The sequence below is a fragment of the Noviherbaspirillum soli genome (genome assembly GCF_015352955.1).
In the GTDB taxonomy this organism is placed as follows: domain Bacteria; phylum Pseudomonadota; class Gammaproteobacteria; order Burkholderiales; family Burkholderiaceae_D; genus Noviherbaspirillum_A; species Noviherbaspirillum_A soli.
This window is the reverse complement of record NZ_JACYOX010000013.1, coordinates 109,139-125,460: the sequence shown is the minus strand read 5'-3', so window position 1 is coordinate 125,460 and position 16,322 is coordinate 109,139. Positions and strand designations below refer to the sequence as shown.

At 49.4% G+C, this 16,322-nt stretch carries 16 protein-coding genes and 1 pseudogene; 4 read left to right on the top strand and 13 right to left on the bottom strand.

Annotated features, from left to right (window positions below; all coding sequences use genetic code 11):
• The 5 genes and pseudogenes from IGW04_RS12325 to IGW04_RS12305 all read right to left on the bottom strand — a co-directional run.
• A pseudogene (locus tag IGW04_RS12325) lies at positions 1-596 on the bottom strand (transposase); the annotation flags it as partial.
• 219 nt (positions 597-815) lie between these two features.
• Entirely contained in the window at positions 816-1,010 is a 195-nt protein-coding gene (locus IGW04_RS12320) for a hypothetical protein (protein ID WP_194713370.1), read from the bottom strand.
• A gap of 5 nt (positions 1,011-1,015) precedes the next feature.
• A complete protein-coding gene (locus tag IGW04_RS12315; protein ID WP_194713369.1) occupies positions 1,016-1,240 on the bottom strand; it encodes a hypothetical protein in 225 nt (74 codons plus the stop codon).
• Positions 1,241-1,921: 681 nt separating this feature from the next.
• On the bottom strand, positions 1,922-3,325 hold the full coding sequence (locus IGW04_RS12310; RefSeq protein WP_194713368.1) for an MFS transporter: 1,404 nt from the start codon (positions 3,323-3,325) through the stop codon (positions 1,922-1,924).
• A gap of 177 nt (positions 3,326-3,502) precedes the next feature.
• The gene (locus IGW04_RS12305; protein WP_194713367.1) at positions 3,503-3,787 is read right to left on the bottom strand and encodes an SWIB/MDM2 domain-containing protein; all 285 of its coding nucleotides are present in this window, start codon (positions 3,785-3,787) and stop codon (positions 3,503-3,505) included.
• A 173-nt stretch (positions 3,788-3,960) separates the two neighbouring features.
• Here IGW04_RS12305 and IGW04_RS12300 point away from each other — a divergent pair, with 173 nt between their 5' ends.
• The 4 genes from IGW04_RS12300 to hfq all read left to right on the top strand — a co-directional run bounded on the left by IGW04_RS12300 (position 3,961) and on the right by hfq (position 7,077).
• Positions 3,961-4,605, top strand: a complete 645-nt coding sequence (locus IGW04_RS12300; RefSeq protein ID WP_194713366.1) for an H-NS family nucleoid-associated regulatory protein — start codon at positions 3,961-3,963, stop codon at positions 4,603-4,605.
• A gap of 454 nt (positions 4,606-5,059) precedes the next feature.
• Positions 5,060-6,463 (top strand): hypothetical protein, encoded by a 1,404-nt coding sequence (locus IGW04_RS12295; protein WP_194713365.1) that lies wholly within the window; start codon positions 5,060-5,062, stop codon positions 6,461-6,463.
• Positions 6,453-6,686 (top strand): hypothetical protein, encoded by a 234-nt coding sequence (locus IGW04_RS12290; RefSeq protein ID WP_194713364.1) that lies wholly within the window; start codon positions 6,453-6,455, stop codon positions 6,684-6,686. Before IGW04_RS12295 ends, IGW04_RS12290 begins: the two co-directional genes overlap by 11 nt.
• A gap of 100 nt (positions 6,687-6,786) precedes the next feature.
• On the top strand, positions 6,787-7,077 hold the full coding sequence (hfq, locus tag IGW04_RS12285; protein ID WP_194713363.1) for an RNA chaperone Hfq: 291 nt from the start codon (positions 6,787-6,789) through the stop codon (positions 7,075-7,077).
• A 243-nt stretch (positions 7,078-7,320) separates the two neighbouring features.
• Here the strand turns inward: hfq and IGW04_RS12280 are convergent, their stop codons facing one another.
• The 8 genes from IGW04_RS12280 to IGW04_RS12245 form a co-directional block, all read right to left on the bottom strand.
• Complete coding sequence (locus tag IGW04_RS12280; RefSeq protein WP_194713362.1) at positions 7,321-7,569, bottom strand: hypothetical protein; 249 nt, start codon at positions 7,567-7,569, stop codon at positions 7,321-7,323.
• A gap of 347 nt (positions 7,570-7,916) precedes the next feature.
• The gene (locus IGW04_RS12275) at positions 7,917-8,258 is read right to left on the bottom strand and encodes a TM2 domain-containing protein (protein ID WP_194713361.1); all 342 of its coding nucleotides are present in this window, start codon (positions 8,256-8,258) and stop codon (positions 7,917-7,919) included.
• A 226-nt stretch (positions 8,259-8,484) separates the two neighbouring features.
• Positions 8,485-9,645 carry an IS30 family transposase gene (locus IGW04_RS12270; protein ID WP_194713360.1) on the bottom strand — a complete coding sequence of 387 codons (1,161 nt, stop codon included), beginning with the start codon at positions 9,643-9,645 and terminating at the stop codon, positions 8,485-8,487.
• 224 nt (positions 9,646-9,869) lie between these two features.
• Complete coding sequence (locus IGW04_RS12265; RefSeq protein WP_194713359.1) at positions 9,870-11,111, bottom strand: phosphorylase family protein; 1,242 nt, start codon at positions 11,109-11,111, stop codon at positions 9,870-9,872.
• Positions 11,104-11,568 carry a response regulator gene (locus tag IGW04_RS12260; protein ID WP_194713358.1) on the bottom strand — a complete coding sequence of 155 codons (465 nt, stop codon included), beginning with the start codon at positions 11,566-11,568 and terminating at the stop codon, positions 11,104-11,106. Before IGW04_RS12260 ends, IGW04_RS12265 begins: the two co-directional genes overlap by 8 nt.
• Positions 11,565-14,993, bottom strand: coding sequence for a hypothetical protein (locus IGW04_RS12255; RefSeq protein ID WP_194713357.1), 3,429 nt, complete (start codon positions 14,991-14,993; stop codon positions 11,565-11,567). Before IGW04_RS12255 ends, IGW04_RS12260 begins: the two co-directional genes overlap by 4 nt.
• Before the next feature lie 570 nt (positions 14,994-15,563).
• Positions 15,564-15,917, bottom strand: a complete 354-nt coding sequence (locus IGW04_RS12250) for an HVO_A0114 family putative DNA-binding protein (RefSeq protein ID WP_194713356.1) — start codon at positions 15,915-15,917, stop codon at positions 15,564-15,566.
• Entirely contained in the window at positions 15,914-16,294 is a 381-nt protein-coding gene (locus IGW04_RS12245; protein ID WP_194713355.1) for a toxin-antitoxin system TumE family protein, read from the bottom strand. The genes IGW04_RS12250 and IGW04_RS12245 overlap by 4 nt, the downstream gene beginning before the upstream one ends.
• Positions 16,295-16,322: the final 28 nt, after the last annotated feature.

Below are 16,322 nucleotides of genomic sequence, written 5' to 3'. Positions count from 1 at the left end.
CGGTGTGACGCCCACAATCACCAGCAGGCATTGCCCATCGCCGCCTTCGCTCCGCACGCCGGTATGGATGCCGTCGGCCCACCAGTACACATAGCGGGCAGCGCTCAGGTCCCGCCGGTCCCACTGCTGCCATTCGTCCGACCACTGCGCTTTGAGGCGGCTGACCACGTGGCCGACAGGCCCCTGGCTTCCTCGCCCAACAGCACCGACAGCGCTTCGCTCATGTCGCCCGTCGAAATGCCCTTGAGGTACAGCCAGGGCAGTGCTGCCGATACACGCGGCGACTTCCTGATATAGGGAAGCACTACCGACGAATGGAACTTTACGCCCGCCCCCGAGCGGTCGCGTACCTTCGGTACCCTGACCGACACCGGCCCGGCTGCCGTGAGCACGTCGCGCTCGGGCAGATAGCCATTGCGCACAACGGCTCGCTTGCCTGACAGGGTTCGCACGTTAGCGTACTGCTCCAGCAGTGCCGCCAGCTCCAGTTCAATCACTTGCTGGATGACTTGCCGGGCGCCGCGACGCACCAGTTCGTCCAGCGATATGCCAATTTCCGGTGGACCAATGGCTACGTCTTGCTTATCCTTGCGCATGGTGGGAGTTTCCTCTGTTGGTTGATTTGGCCTAGACAATCAAATTCTCCAACAAAAACTTCCACCGCCTTCCTCCCGCCTTCAGGCATCAGCCCGTACACCACTTCTGACTATAGCTCGGCTGTTTAACATCAAGCCTACAAATTTGGTTGTACAAATAGTAGCTTTCTGAAAAGAAAGGCACATTGCAAAGTAAGAAGTTGCACATATATCAATTTTTTAAAAGTTCGTGCCGTACTTACTGAAGCGCCACACGAGGGTCCAATTATCGGTGTCGATGATCTCATTGATGTCGTGCAATCTTTCTCCTGCTGCACCTTGTGCTTCTTGGAGATCGTCAAATGTGCCGGCCATACTTGATGGATCATCTGCCTTTTGACCATGCATGTATTGCAAAAGGATATAGCGGCGCATGGATGCTAATCCGACTGTTGTGATCGGTTCTGCGTTGCCAGGCCTCTTGTGCTGGCTTCCAATGCATCGCATTTCTCTACCGCCGCACGATAGCCAGCAGCAAGCAAGTCGCATTCGTGTTCCAGATTCTGGACGTGAACTTTCGTGGCTTGAATGATCTGTTTGAGCCCTTCGAGTGAGGCTTCAAGGTTCCAGGATACTTCTTCATTGCACATTGCTTCTGCCCACATTTATTTCTGAGTGGAATTATACGCAGGTGGGACACATACGGTTTGCGCGGATACGGGGCGGAGCAACAGAATTTAAAAAGCCCCATTATGCGCACTGCCAGACTTCAGTAGGACAAGACGTGGCTGGCTGTCGTAATGGTGGTGGTACCTCTAACGTTTTGACATCTTCCATCCAAGTGATGACCGCTTTCCGCTGTACTGCAGCCCTTCGAGAAGTTCGTTGAACCGACGGCTTCGTGTCCAGGCCCTTTTAAAAACGGCATCAACAGGTATATGCGTCGATAGCAAGAATCGGTTGTCGATTCGGATCGTTCTATGGATAGAGAAGCAGCGTGTTGCTGCCGAAGGCCTGTCAGGCCTTGGCTGATTGAAATCCATCATTGCCGCTGAGCGTAAGCATTTTCGCCAGCGTTATGCCGTTGGGCGGTTACCCCTCATTATTCGTAACGCGGCTTGCTAGACAAGCCTAACAGTTACATCGCAACAGCTTGGTCACTGATAAGCTGCGGTCATCATATGGTCTTGAAAACGTTTTAGTGAATCGCTCATGATTATTCTGAAACTTGGTTCGTGCCGTCTGCACCTGGCAAAGCCTGTTTCAGGGACACAGCGTCGACCGCAACGCGTACCGGCGCTAGCAACGTAGGCAAGTGATCATTGTGTCTTGATCAAGTTCTTGGACTAATCCGCTGGAGTGGGTGTAACAAACAATCTGGAAAAACTAACAATACAGGCAAGGGAGGCAAACAACGCGCCCAGTAACAGCGCATAGCTCGAGCCCTGATGTGGAGACAGACTCAGGCACAACGCGACCAGAGCTGCACCGATCGCTTGACCAGTCAGTCGCGATATCGCGATGATGCCACTGGCGCCGCCACTGCGGTGGGGTGGCGCACTTCCCATGATTGCCTTCAAATTGGGTGCTTGAAAAAAACCGAAACCAATCCCACAGACGGCCATGCGCCAGCTGATGGCAAGTGCGGTGGACTGAGGTGGAAGATGGTACAGCGATACCATCCCGCCCGCCAGAACCGAAAGACCAATGCCCCCAAGGAGGCCCGGGGCATAGCGGTCACTCAGACGTCCTGCAATGGGTGCCATGATACCGACGAAGATCGCCCAAGGCGTCATCAAAAAGCCCGTTTCCACCGGCGAGCGATTTAATACGGTTTCAAAATAAAAGGGTAGGGATACGAAAGCCAGGCTTTGGCAGGCAAAGGTACATACCGCAGTCAGCGAAGACAAAGCAAACGCCGCTCGACGAAATAAATCCGTAGGAAGAATGGGCGCCTCTTTGCCTACCTCTCGCCAGAGCAACAGCACAAAGAACATGGCAGCCAAGCCAAATTCGACAACAATTGTCGGTATTGATGCCAGGTGCGCTGCGTCGCTCAGTGCCAGAATGAGTAGACCGAACGCACCCATGGCGTACAACGCTGCCATCACATCAATCCTGCTGTTATGTGACCGCGACTGTGGCAACACGCGCAGGCCCAGGAAGACAGCGATGATGCCTAACGGAACATTGATGGCGAAGAGCCATGGCCACGACCACCACGACAATATCAACGACGCGACGGACGGGCCCAATGCGAAGCCGATGGCAACGACTAGGGCGTTGGTGCCAAATCCTCTTCCTCTCAGGCGCGCTGGATAAATCATTCGCAGTAACGCGCCATTTACGCTCATCAAGGCGCTTGCCCCTAGTCCTTGAAGAAGCCGGGCTGTCACTAGGGCGGGCAGTGACCATGCCATGGCGCAGGCGAATGATGCAACCGTAAACAAGGCAATGCCCGCAATGCACATACGTCGATATCCGACAGTTTCACTCCAGGCGGCAAAGGGCAAAAGCGTCGCCACCATCGCTAGATGGTAGATATTGACGATCCAGACCGATGCAGCCGGCGTTGCATGTAACTGTTCTGCCATAGCAGGAAGCGCGGTATTAGCGATGGCTGTATCGAGAGAAGCCATGCCTACGCCAATGGAGACCGATAGCATTGCCCATGCTCGTTCGTGCGGGGGAAGTCCGTCAGCCTGAGGCTGCTTGTAACTATCGTTCAATTGGCCTTTGTTCTCTTGCATTAGCTTCGGTTGCTGAACATCATCAGGCACACAGGACCCATGGAAATGGGCGCTCTACGGAGCGGCCCGTAACTTCAAGCGGTGGAGTAGGGGAAGGCGAGTCGGCGCCTGCCCACTACGCGTAGCCGACGTCGAAACATGATTATAGAGAAAGCGAGCGATAGGCTACTGTTGATGTTACTTCAGATGCGCTGAAATCAGCTTCGTCATCTCAAACATGGTCACTTGCTTTTTCCCATCGAATACGGCTTGCAATTTCGCGTCGGCATTGATGTTGCGCTTGTTTGCCGCGTCTTGCAGCTTGTTCGCCTTGATATAGTCCCAGACCTTCTTTGTAATTTCGGTACGGGGCACCGCTTCGGCGCCAATCACTGCGGCCAACGCACTCGATGGCGTGACCGGCTTCATGAAACCGGCATTGGGCCTGCTGTCTTTCTTTGCTGCTTTTGCGGCTGTTGCCATGATTCGTTCCTTTAAACTCGTGCTGGGAGCCACTAGCTGCCTCTGGAGCGTAATGAGAAAAGCACTGAAGGTGTTTTGATAGGCGCATTGTAAGGGATGGGAGTTGACATGCCTAATGCGATCGATCGTGCGCCTATCGACTATCACTTTTCATTATTGCTGCTAAGCTGTTTATGGATGCTGCTACAAAGTATCGTCGTGATGGTGGAACATTCAGTGAGGAGAAAAGAATGATCAGTAATTTGGCGTCGGCACGCGCCCTGATCCAGGCAGACTTGGAGCATGCTCGTTCTGTCCTGGCTCTATGGAGCGATCAGGTATCCGAATTAGAGAAGGCGCTGGAACAAATTAATTCGGTGGATAATTCGAGAACGGCGTTGCGTGGCGCTTCCCAGGCACAGAAGGGAAGTATGCCAAGACTTACGGCTGGCAATGGAGCGGATGGAAAAGGCAAGCGCGGACGAAAACCGAAACAGGCGACGGCGGTGCAATCCGAGGACAAGGGGAAGAAGCGGCGCGCCGCCAAGTCGGCATCCTCGTCCGTCAAGTCAAAAACGGCAGAGGAAAGCCCGCGCGTGGCCAAGCGGTCTCCAAGAGGCTCCACGACCCAAATGGAAAAGAAGACGGCAGTTCCAGGGGCAGCAAAATACCGGGACCCGAACTCCGATAAGACGTGGACCGGGCATGGGCGCCGGCCGGGATGGTTGGTGGGGGCACCGGAACAGTACGCGATCGACGCTCAAGCTGGCTCGCATGGTGCGCCTGCTGGGAAAAATAGTGGAGCAGATACTGCAGCGATGGCGCATGGTCCTGCATAAAGGCGTGATGGCCCTGGCCGCGTGATAGGCACTCAGAGGCGTTCCACAACGCTATCCGACAGGAATCGTGATCGGATTCAAGTATAGAGCTGCCTATTTAGCGCGGTTTCTTTCGCACGATATAGCCGCTCGGGGCTATCCTATATTTTCTCCGTGGCACACGCCGTGCGCGCGCAAGCGGCGAGTCAATATCTTTTGCTCCCGCAGCAGGGAATGATCGAGCCAGGCGTTTGGGAAGCAGTCCACGGGATGACATAAAATACGAAAGAGGCGAAGAGGGCGCATCCGGCTATGTTAGTGCATCCAGGAAATTCTTTCGACCAGCTCCGCCGGTGGTTGTTTGCACCGTGGTGCCCATTTTGCGACAAGTTTTATACTGATCTGTTGGGATCCGTCGCCAATTACACTGCGCTCATCAAGCGATGTTTGACCGCACAAATAGTGTGCCGCGGTGATGAGCCGTTGTAATTACACTGGCGCCTCCTGTGAGAACTCGCTTGAGCATGGATCTATAGATGAAACAGACATCGGGCATCGGCGACCAAGACTGTTGCCTAACTTTGCAAACAATTTCTACGCTATTTTTTCGATTCAAGAAATGCCGAACGATACCGATCAAAAAACCGTGTCCACGCTGATTCGCTGGACAGAGGACGAATGGCACATGCTTGCTCGCCACCTTTGCGCAAAACAAGGTGGGGAGCCGATGGGGGCGCTCGATGTGCAAAAGATTAAAGCCAGGGACGTGTTTGTCGCGCAGGAAGTGCTGCCGAACGACCGCCACCGAAAACTCGGGTCGATTGCACAGGGATTCGCGGGCATACGGGCACGGCTGGAAGAGGTGACTCAGTTGGTACCCGATGGAGAACAGGTAGTCCCTTGTGCAGAAAAGGCGGAAGTGAGTGAAAAGCGACGGACTACCTCAGAGACAGCAGCAAAAGTTGCCCTCGCCCTAGACCGAGAGCTTGAGGCAAGGGATCAGATGCATGAAAGGGCGGAATTACCTGCGGACCAGACGGCTGATGGAGACAGGATTCCCGAAAAGCAAGGGGGCAGGTCGATGCACCAGGCGATCGAAGATTCCGCTCAGTCGCTGCAACGTGTCCCTATACCTGGCTTGATGGAAGCGGCGCGTCCTTTCCTTTTGATGATTTGTGAAGAATTCGCCAAAGCCATTGTGAAAGTCATTTCTGCTCACGGCCTAAGGGCCACTCTGCCGGTTGCATCCAGCCAAGCTCCATCTCCGGTCGTGTTCCGACGTGAAGGAGCAGTGCATGGACCCATTGTCGAGGAGAGGCAACTCAACTCCAGGCCTGACAATTCAACTGGCGAGCAGCGCCGCACTGATGACGCCGACGTGAAAAGGGTCAATATCGATGTTGCACCGTATGAGGATCATGAGGAGTGTGATGAACTCGATGTCCAGCCCCTTTTCGATCCCAAGCTTCCGCCGTCTGCAGATAGTGATTTCAAGCCCAAGATTGGCTTGGTCAGCACGCCGGGTTCTGATTTTGAGGGACTGCGCCAACGTTATCCGCAACTCCATCTGACGATCGTCCAGGCAGAGGCCCTGTCGGACGTCCGGCGATTTGGACACTGTCAGCGCATTATCGCGCTGCGTGAGGAAATTTCTGTTGGTACAGATGCCTTGTTGAGCCGCCTGCTGCGGCATCGGTATATTCGGCTAGATGGCGGCATGGACGGGGTGATAACACAACTTGATGCATGGCTCGCTTCGCCAGGATCGATTACCGGTGGATCACGGCGCCGTATGCCGTTTAGCGGCATAGAAATGAACGCTGTTTCCGGAAGGAAGCGTCAGAATCCGTATTCAACGAGGATAGGTGATGCAAGTTGAAAAGTTTGCCATGGAAGCGATGCATAAGCGAAGGGATGACCAGGATGAAGTGGCTGAGTTGTTAATCCTGGTTCAGTCGATGATTACGGCCGGCGGGTGTGCCGGTAGGATTGAGGCGGAGCGTTGGCTGATGACCTGGCTCGATACGCCCAACAGCGGATTCAGCGGGGTTACACCGCGACGCCTGCTGGAGCAGGCATATAACGGATCCACGATACGGTAATCGATGGCTGGTTCGGCAAAATGGATGCGTTATTACGCTGCCATGCAATCGGTTTCAGAAACCGTGCTGTGCTGACTGAAGCAGGTATAAAGGAATAACGATGGAACGACCATTGCATGCTTTACAGAATAAGTTCCTGCAGGACCTCCAAGAGGACGAAACGCCGGTCGCCATTTATCTGGTGAATGGCATCCGGCTGCAGGGACAAGTGGACTTTTTCGATAATTACATCGTTGCGGTGAAAAGCACGACGACGCAGTTGGTCTATAAGCATGCCATCTCGACCATCGCGCCTATAGACGGAGAAGCTGGGCAGCCCAACCAAGAAAAGCGGAACGCAGCCAAGCCGAACGTCGTGGTCCGTACAAAGCCATCCAGACGGGCGGCCTAAAAGGATGTGCCGTTACATGGTACGAACTCATCGGGCACATATTGGGACTGATCAATCGAAATAATTTCCTATAAGAAAAATCCGATAATCATATTTATGTAAAATTAAGTAACAAAGACTGTTATACTTAAACTTACCTCTCTTTCACCTCATGAGTAAGATGGTTCAACATTGTTTCAATTGTGCTTGAAGCTTCAGCGCATACAAACCGGCAAGAAACACTTATATCCTGCTGGTTTGATCTTATGAACGCCAAGCATGGCGGACGGCTTCTACTGGCAATTTGCTAATCACAGCATGCTCTAGCTCGCAGTAAGCCACATCTACTCCGGTAGCGCACGCTTGGAAGTCATCAGCTTCCTCGTCGTCTTCAAAAACATAGATATAGCCGTTGGCTTGCACCTGAGTCGGCGAAATACGAGTCGTCGTCATTGAAAGCCTCTTAAAACAGGCGGCAAATCCTAGCACGGCTAGAAAATGCTTGGCGGGCATGTCGTCGTTCAAATAAAACAGACGGGGGGATTTCTTTCCACGTTTGGGACCAGCTCTTGAAAGAATGTTGTCATTTAGAACAGTGGGAGCACTTAAATCAATTATATACACACTTAATCTGCGCTTGGCTGGCTGTGTCTATTGAGGCGTATTCGGGCCTGGCTACCTCACCACGCCGTCTAAATTATCCCGGCTATTGCGGAATCGATTGGCGCGTGGCGTGAGTCAGGCCGAAACAAGATAGCCGGCACCAGTTTGCTCCAGCGTCTGCGCTCTGTACCGTGACCACAACTTCTCGGGGTCGCTACGCCGGGATAAACATGGCGCAAAGGGATGTGCTGCATTGCTCAAAAGTCGTATCCCATGTACATCGCGGCGAGTATAGCGGCAAGAATCGCAAGCGGGGTGCCAACCAGAACGAGTGGCAACCAGCGCGGCATCGGTTTGCCCAACGTGCCTCCGTTATAGAGTTCGGCCCAAGCTTCCGTGCTCATGAGTCCATAGCGGCAAGCTTCTAGCGAAGCAAGCACGCCCGGTACGCCACTCCAACAAAACAGGAGGTATAACGTTCCCGGGAAGCGCTGGCGAAGGTAGAAATGATGCAGGCCGAAGTTGCCGAGCAGCGCGGCTAGGAGCACGGCGCGGGTCTGATCCCTCAAGACTTGGGGAGCAACAGTCGGCTTTTCCATGCGCAATCTTCCTTTCGCAGAAGTCCCCAATCAAAGGAGCTTGGCACACTGCCAGCACATTTTCGGCCACCCTTGACATTCCAATAATATTTTTCCGCTCCAATGATGGCGAGGGAGAAGCACGGAAAACTGCGATGCCGCACACTGACTTTATCTCGGCCCACGCCCTCCCCCAATCTTGCCAGAGAAATAATTTACTCCTGATAGTCTGGTTTACGGTGTGGATTCAACCGATCGACGCAACAGATTGGTGAAACCGCTGAGCGGGCGTTTCGTAATTTAACGTTTTTCGCGGCCGTTCATTTAATTGCCTCGCAATGGCATTGAGGTTCGCCTGCGTGTAACTCGACAGATCGATCCCCTTGGGGAAATACTGCCTTAATAAGCCGTTTGTATTTTCATTCGACCCACGCTGCCACGGATGGTGCGGATCACAGAAATACACCTGGATATCGGTTGCCAGTGTAAACCGCTTATGGTCGGCCATTTCCTTGCCACGATCCCACGTCAAGGATTGGTAGAGCTCTTCCGGCAGCTTGCGCGCATGCCTGATGAGCGCGTCGATGACGGTCTGGGTATCCTTGCCTGCCACCTTCACCAGCATCGCGTAGCGCGTTTGCCGCTCGACCAAGGTCGCAATCTGGCTATTCTTGCTTCCAAAGAGCAGGTCGCCTTCCCAGTGCCCCGGAACAGCCCGGTCTTCCACCGTAGCCGGACGCTCGCTGATGGATACGGTATCCAGAATTCTGCCGTGATTGTCTGATTTCTGAGTGTGATGGCGCGAGCGACGCATGATTCGGGTCCGTCGCAAATGCGCCAGCAATTCCTTCTTCAGAGCACCACGGGCCTGGATAAAGAGGCTGCGATAAATGGTCTCGTGTGACACTTGAAAGCACTCGTCATTTGGATACGCCTGTTTCAGCCAGCCAGCGATCTGTTCTGGCGACCACAGCAATCGAAGCCTGGCGGCCACCATGCGCGCCAGCGCTCGGTTGACGACCAGTTTACAGGTCTTGGGACGGCGAGCCCGTTCCCAGGCAGCCTGCTCGGCTTGCGCTGCCCGATAGCGTTCCTCCCCACCGTTACGGTGGATCTCGCGGCTGATGGTCGACGGTGCCCGTCCCAGGGATTTCGCGATCGATCGAATTGATTCACCTGTTGCAATCGCGCGGGAGATTTCTTCGCGTTCAGCCAAGGTAAGCGCCAGACGAGATCGGCGCCGCGGCGCCGGACGGATGCCGCCGGTCTCTGCCAAGATTCGTTCAATTGACGAATGTTTGCGATCAAACAGCTGCGCGATTTGCTGGAGCGAATCGCCTTTTTGCCAGTGTTCCCACATCAGAGCTTTCTGGCTTTCCGTGTAATAAATCCGTGGCCTCTGCTTCATTTGCAACACTCCTTCTGCTTACGCAGTCTTTAGTGTGTTGCATCCACCAGTTGAATTCACAGGCGAAAGGAGACATCCCGGTCTCTATTTTACGATTCAGCTAGCCTCCTCTATTCTCGGCTTAAATATGTCTTATTTCGTTAAACATCAAATCTTCTCTGCTGATAATTCCCATTTTCGAAATATCTCTTGGAATAGAATCGTAGACGTAGTTAATAAAAAGATTAACTATCATTAAAAAGCTTAAGAGTTGCTAGCTCATGTAAGAAATGGGCGCTTGCATGAGCAGCAAAAGTATGATAATCATCGCTTTTTTCATCATCACCAAAATCACATACCGCCTTTATAGAGATACATTCCGGTCTGGGATCAGCTGCATATTCTGCTGCGGTAAAAACAGCGTAACTTTCCATTTCTACACCCACCAAATTTTTATGCTGATCACGAACATCATCCATTAATTCCGTCGCTTGTAATACAGAGCCGCCGCTCGCCATCGCATCTATTTTTACGGCCGGCCGGTTGGGAGGACGCACACCCTCAAAGGAATCATAAATTTTATCAATAACACCTGGGATTTCTGATACTTGAACGGCGGCAGAACGAAGCGCTTCATCTAGCCGCCATGGATAAGGGGCTGGGCGAAATCTGAGCTTCGTTGTATCTGCATCCCGCACCCATTTGCCGCTGCCCCAATCGAAGCAAGGGTCAGCGATTAAAATGTCTCCAAGATTCGTTTTTCCGCGAACACCAGCGCATATTCCCACGATGGCGAGATAGCGTGGGCGAAAATTGTGGATTAGCTTTGATGCAACGACAGCTGCAGGTGGCATTCCCATTTTTGCAGCTGCAACAGCTACAACGTCTATTTCGCGCTGTCCATTATTGAAAGTTCCGCGGATATACCGTGAGTGGTCATATGGCACACTGACTTGTTGCCAGTTTGCATGTATACTCTTCAATCCTTCCAGCTCTTCTCCCTCAAGAGCAACGACTATTCCAAGGTCAGTGTGATAGGTCCTGCCGTCATTAGGATAAGGTGGACGATTTTGCTCAATTAGATATTCGACTGACTGTTTTAACGGACTCTGCCAACTGAGATCAGTGTGAGAAAATTTAAGTAATTTCCAAAGTGATAGAGCGAAATCATCTTTAGCTGCTACCATAGCATCATCATATGCTGACATGCCCACGATATACCGAGGCGAAATTGCAGAATGGTTTAGACGTACGAATCTTAAAATGTCTAACCCAGCACCTACCTCTGGTAGCTTATCTGCGCGTGCCGGAATATTTAGATCAAGAATCACTAAATCATAACGGGTACGCTGAATCAATTTTTTGGCAGCGAAAACGTCAGATGCATGCTCAATATCGTTGATGCTAATAAGATTAACTTGTAGCAAAGTTTCTACTAAAAGCCGCCGTTTCTCAAACTCGTCCTCTACAATCAATATTTTAATCATTTTTCGGTTCTACTAAAACGTCAATAAGCCGTTCAAGTTCAGCCTGCCAAGTAGCTTCATCTTGCCGGAAATAAACACTACCGATAAACATAGGTCCAAAGTCTCTTTTGCATTGTGTACTAATATCCGCAAATGAAACTTTATCCTTCCCATCGCCAAACGTTTCCAATTGGGTTACTACAATCACATGAGGAAAAAGATTGCGCAGTTTGAGTTTCCGCATCAACTCATATCCACCGAGAGGACGAATTCGTCCTTCTCTCTGATTTGGCTGGCGATCAAAGGTAGGGAGGGTCATATCTAAGATAAGCAAATCTGGTAGTGACTCCTCCAATGCACGCAACCCGCTCTGAAAACTTGCAAACTTTTGGATATGAAGAAATGGGTATTTTTCGGTAATAAAACCAGTAAGCCGCTTTGCTTTTAAAGCGTCATCTTCAACCAGGTATGTTTTCACACAAAGGTCTCCATATCACGGATGGAAAGTCTAACGTTAAATGAGTGATTATCAGATACAATTATTTGGAGAGCATGAGTCGCTTTGAAATCAAACTCAAGAATACGCCAAATCTTCGAAAGCCCAGATCCTCCTTCGCTTCTCGCCATTTTCAGAGCAGTATCTTTACTATACCGTTCGACGGCTTCTTCGCCCAAACGTTTATGCGAATAGATATTGATAGAAGGCGAAATTTTATTTTCAATCTCAATATCTAGACCAAGACTGTCTTGAACAACAATTATCTTGACCTCGTTTGTTTGGTTCGAAAATCCACTATGTCGTACAACATTTTGTAACAGAATAAAAAGGACTTCGACAGTTCCGTCTAAATATTTTCCGGGAATTTTTTTATCCGAGGATATGCTTAGCCGAGGAGAAATTGCATCCTTTGCGTAGCAATTTTCTATTTGCTTTAACGCAACTCCAATTGCGAGGTCTATGTCAAAAGGCGCTCGTTGAAAATCGGTAGGTCGCCTGAACCAGCCGCAAATATTTTCAACTGCTACCTGTAAATCCGTCTTGGCACGGACGACGCTGTCTGTTACAACAACAGCCTTGTCGCGAGTAATACGTCGTTCAATGGCGCTTATTAACAGATCAGCAGCGTGGTTAATTTCAGATAAAAAAGGACCGCGAAGTCGTTCTCGTATTTTTTCCATTGATCGATCGGTCAAGTGCCACGCAAACGCGAATAGCCGCTCAATGAAATCGTCGAATGGTGTACTCTCCGTAAGGGCATTCATAAACTCTAACCGCTCTTCCCGCGTCACTACGAAGTCAAACATTCCATGAATACTCGGATCACCTCGTACCTGTAAATAGTCTTTCCGATATGTTCGTTCTAACTCTTCTACTTTAACAGTGAACTTGGCGAGCTGTTTACGCAAAAAATCCTTATCTTCTGGTGATATTTCTGTAAATGCCTGTTGCCAACGTTCTGGCAAGATGTGTTCATCCGAATCATTTGATTTTTGCAATAACAGGTCGTGAGCAGCCAATGGGCTTCTCACATGACCTTCAAATGCTCCGTGTCGTATAGTGGTGCTAAAATGGGTGTCTAAGCCAAAAGCTGGATTTGTCGCAAATTGAGTGATAAATTCGTTGCATATTGAAATGAATAAACCTTCTTTCTCAGATGCAGGAAGCTTAAGATTCTTAAAATCTGATGGCGCGTTTTCCCCCAAAAGGACTTCGATCCGTTTAGTTATCTTATCCGCTTGGTAATCCAGTGAAGGATGCTTTAACATTTGAATATACCGTGCGTAGGCATCCCGCAGAACATCCTCTACTGCGCTATAAATTCCATCTTCATCAACATAAATTTTACTTTCTTCGACTTGTTGGAATAGCTCTGCTACTTTTGCATCTCTCGTGATCGATTTAATCTCTGCAGCGTAAATTTCTGAGTTCGATGGATCTAGTAAAATAAGGTTTTGACATATTAAAATTCGCTCGTTCTCAATAGCGCTAACGCTTTCAAAAAGTGTCGTGTCATCAAAGATGCGCGGCACGCATATAAAGCGTAAAAAATAGATAAGCCGGATTTTATCGAACTTTTCAACTAAACTTACAAGTGAGATTGGACTTTCAACTCTTAGTTCATAGAGCGTATTCTCAAAAACGTCTGAAAGTTCTTGCTCCCATTTTGGATGAATTTGTCGCGCAGTAATATGAAGCAAAATGGGAAAGGCAAGATCGGCCGTCGCTACATTTTCATTTAGGCAGGCTCTAGCCAATTCTTCTAACGGATAGAGCCTAAATGCATTCGAGTTCTGGAGGCAATGGTCGACTGCTAATCTAAGACTATCCACTAGCTGCCCCTGCGCAAATAATGCATTGAACAAATAAGCTTTTGCACGGGTTTGAATGTATTTATTCCCACAATCCACAGCTTCTTTAAAGCAAGCTGTCGCGTTTTTATAATCCCTATGATGGAATGCAACGTGACCTTTGTAGATGGCTTTCCGATATTTTGGCAGTCCTATATCATCCAGAACGAGGTTAGCTTCTTCTAATGGCAGGTCCAGTGCTTTTTGTATTCGCAGTGCCGGCGAATTGCTATGAGACGAAAGTAGTTCATCGATATAGTCGCGTGAACAATTTATTTTGGCGAGCAGCGCAGCATTCCAAGGATTATCGCTTGCCCCCGTAAGCGCCGCGAGTTTGTCTAATTCACTGTATTCTTTAACGAAGATATGTTCATGTTTGCGCTCCACAAAAGATGCGATCTGCTGTCCAAGAGGATGATGGGAAAAAGTTAACGCGAGCTTTTTTAACTGGGAGATCGCTTGCTGATGATTCCTCGCTAGTAGCAAGACATCTTTCATCGACTCTTGAGTCTGTATCAGAAAAGAGGATTGAGAAGTATTATTCTCCGATGAAAGGGACGCACGCGTTCGAGCAACGAGTTCTACGGTGTCCGGAGAGTTAGTTAAGACTTCATTGTATTTCCCGATTGTATATGCATCGTAGCTATCAAGAGAACTTTCGGCGATCTTAGAGTGCGAGCCATCATAGACGTTTAATAAGCGTTCAATACGGGAGTCAGAAACATTCTCCAACAATAGAAGACATTTTTTTAAATATGCATTGCTACTCGTTCCTTCGCGCGCCAATTTAAGCTGAATCATTGACACCAATACCTGAAATCGATCCACAATCGGGTACGGCTCTGACCAAGTTAACGGAGCCGATATATCTCGGATTTGTGTAATATCGTATGGTAATAAAAGATATCGGAAAAATTCCCCCATCTCGCCCATTTTGACAAGATTTTCGATTTCAATCTCAAGGGTGGAGAGAGAGACGTTTTCTTCGCTTCGGTAGCTGAAGTAGTAAGCAACATATGCAACGAACTCGTTTAGTCCTTCGACCGTGATTGTCTGCTCAAGATAATCTTTTTGTGCCTTTAATCCTGACTGAAGCTGTAGCAATTGAAGTCTATTTGCAATTAGCCAAAGCGATACGCCTAATTTTGATTCAATAGAATCGAGTGCAGTTGCTGCCTGTGAGAAGTTCCCATCTGCAAACGCAATTTCGTAATGTAATTTAAGTTTTACAAATTGCTGAAGTTGCGGCAGAAACACCGAAAGTACGGATGCGGTCCATATAAACTCTTTTTCCGTACTTGTTCGCTGTAAGCGATCCTTTAACTGAAACCGAGAGAAATTTTCAGGAAATGCATTGCCTACTAATAAATTTGCATATATTTTTTGTTTGCTAAGATCCGAAACAATCCGAGGGTAAACTCGAGCGTCAGTTTTGTCCCGAGCAATACTAAGGCCTGCTCTAAGGTTGCGGTGGGAGTGGAGGTAGCGCCGAAACATTTCTTCGGCTTGTCCACGGCCACCACCGTTTGTTTTTCTTTTTCCTTGTGATCTCATCAGTGGTTTATGTTATCGCGTTATTCTAAGCTGGAACAATAGCCTCGTGATCTGCAGCAGTGCACGTGTGAATTGTACTAGTCAACATGAGGGAACAATATTTTTTAATTTTTTTGAAATGTTCAGTCGTAATTTATTGGATACTAAAAGATGCAGATATAAATTTCATGCCGTTATCCATATATATAGAGACAACCGGTAGTATAAGCGTTGAAATTAGTACGTGTGTCAGAAGTTCTGCAAATTATATGTTATCTGAGTGACGCGATACATAAGTAACCGTCCGCTATCAGTCTTTATTTGAAGGGCTAGCGCCTTCCCCGATATGGCACACATCCGATCCCGTCGTTGTTCCTGAACTCTTCCGTATATCGCTTGTCGCTCATAACACCTCCTGTAAGCCAAAGTGTAAGGCTTAAAAGTTTTTACAAAATTAAGGGCGATGCAACGAAGGCGCGCAGCCAAAGACAACTAGGCTAATTATATTTTTTGACTTCACAGGTACATTAAAGGCGGCCTCCAGTGCGAGAGGCGCCTCTTACTATGGAGACTTCTAATCTCTATAGACAGCTAAACAAGTGCCACGTTGACGTGTTCAAAGACGACTTCGGGCTGTACTTCCCGGCCTTTTTTCACAAGCCGTACTACGCCAAAGCGCTCAAGTAAGTGCAGAGAACGTGAGACATTCGATGGCTCTTTTCTCACAGTCTCTGCTAGCAAAGTTATTGTTTTCGGGCGATTGCTCCGAATTACTTCTAGTAGTGCACAATTTTCGTCTGAGAACACGCTAAGTAGGGCCGCACGGGAAGGAAACCAAATTGTAGGTTCATCCTCTTCCCGCTTCCTTTCCCCTAACGCAATAGCCAGAGTCCGTTTACGTTGCTCTTCCACCGAGGCGATACCTATTTTCAGAGTGTTTTTCATTTGCATAAGTCCTTCAAAACTCTATCTACTTCTGTATAGAAGTCACTCACCAACTGAAACGGAGTGTTGAACTGATACAGCACTCCTACGTCTTTCGCATGCCGATGCTGGTGGTCGAACGGGAATTTTTTGCCAGCGTTTTTGAACGATGACCCTGGCGGCGGCACGGCATGCGCATTATCGAAGCCAATAAGGCGCGCGCCACTAGGCGCGTGCAGCGTCAAACTGTATTTGATACCGTGTGGGCGGTCTTCAGTAACCTCCACCAGTTGGACGTCGAATTTGACCCAGTAGCCCTGATCATTCTGGACTTCAATTGTGTCGTTCAGACCGAGCAAGTAATCCAATCCGGTGTCTCGAGTGTTTTTTGAGTTCATATTAAAGCATATCATGCCACGATATGTT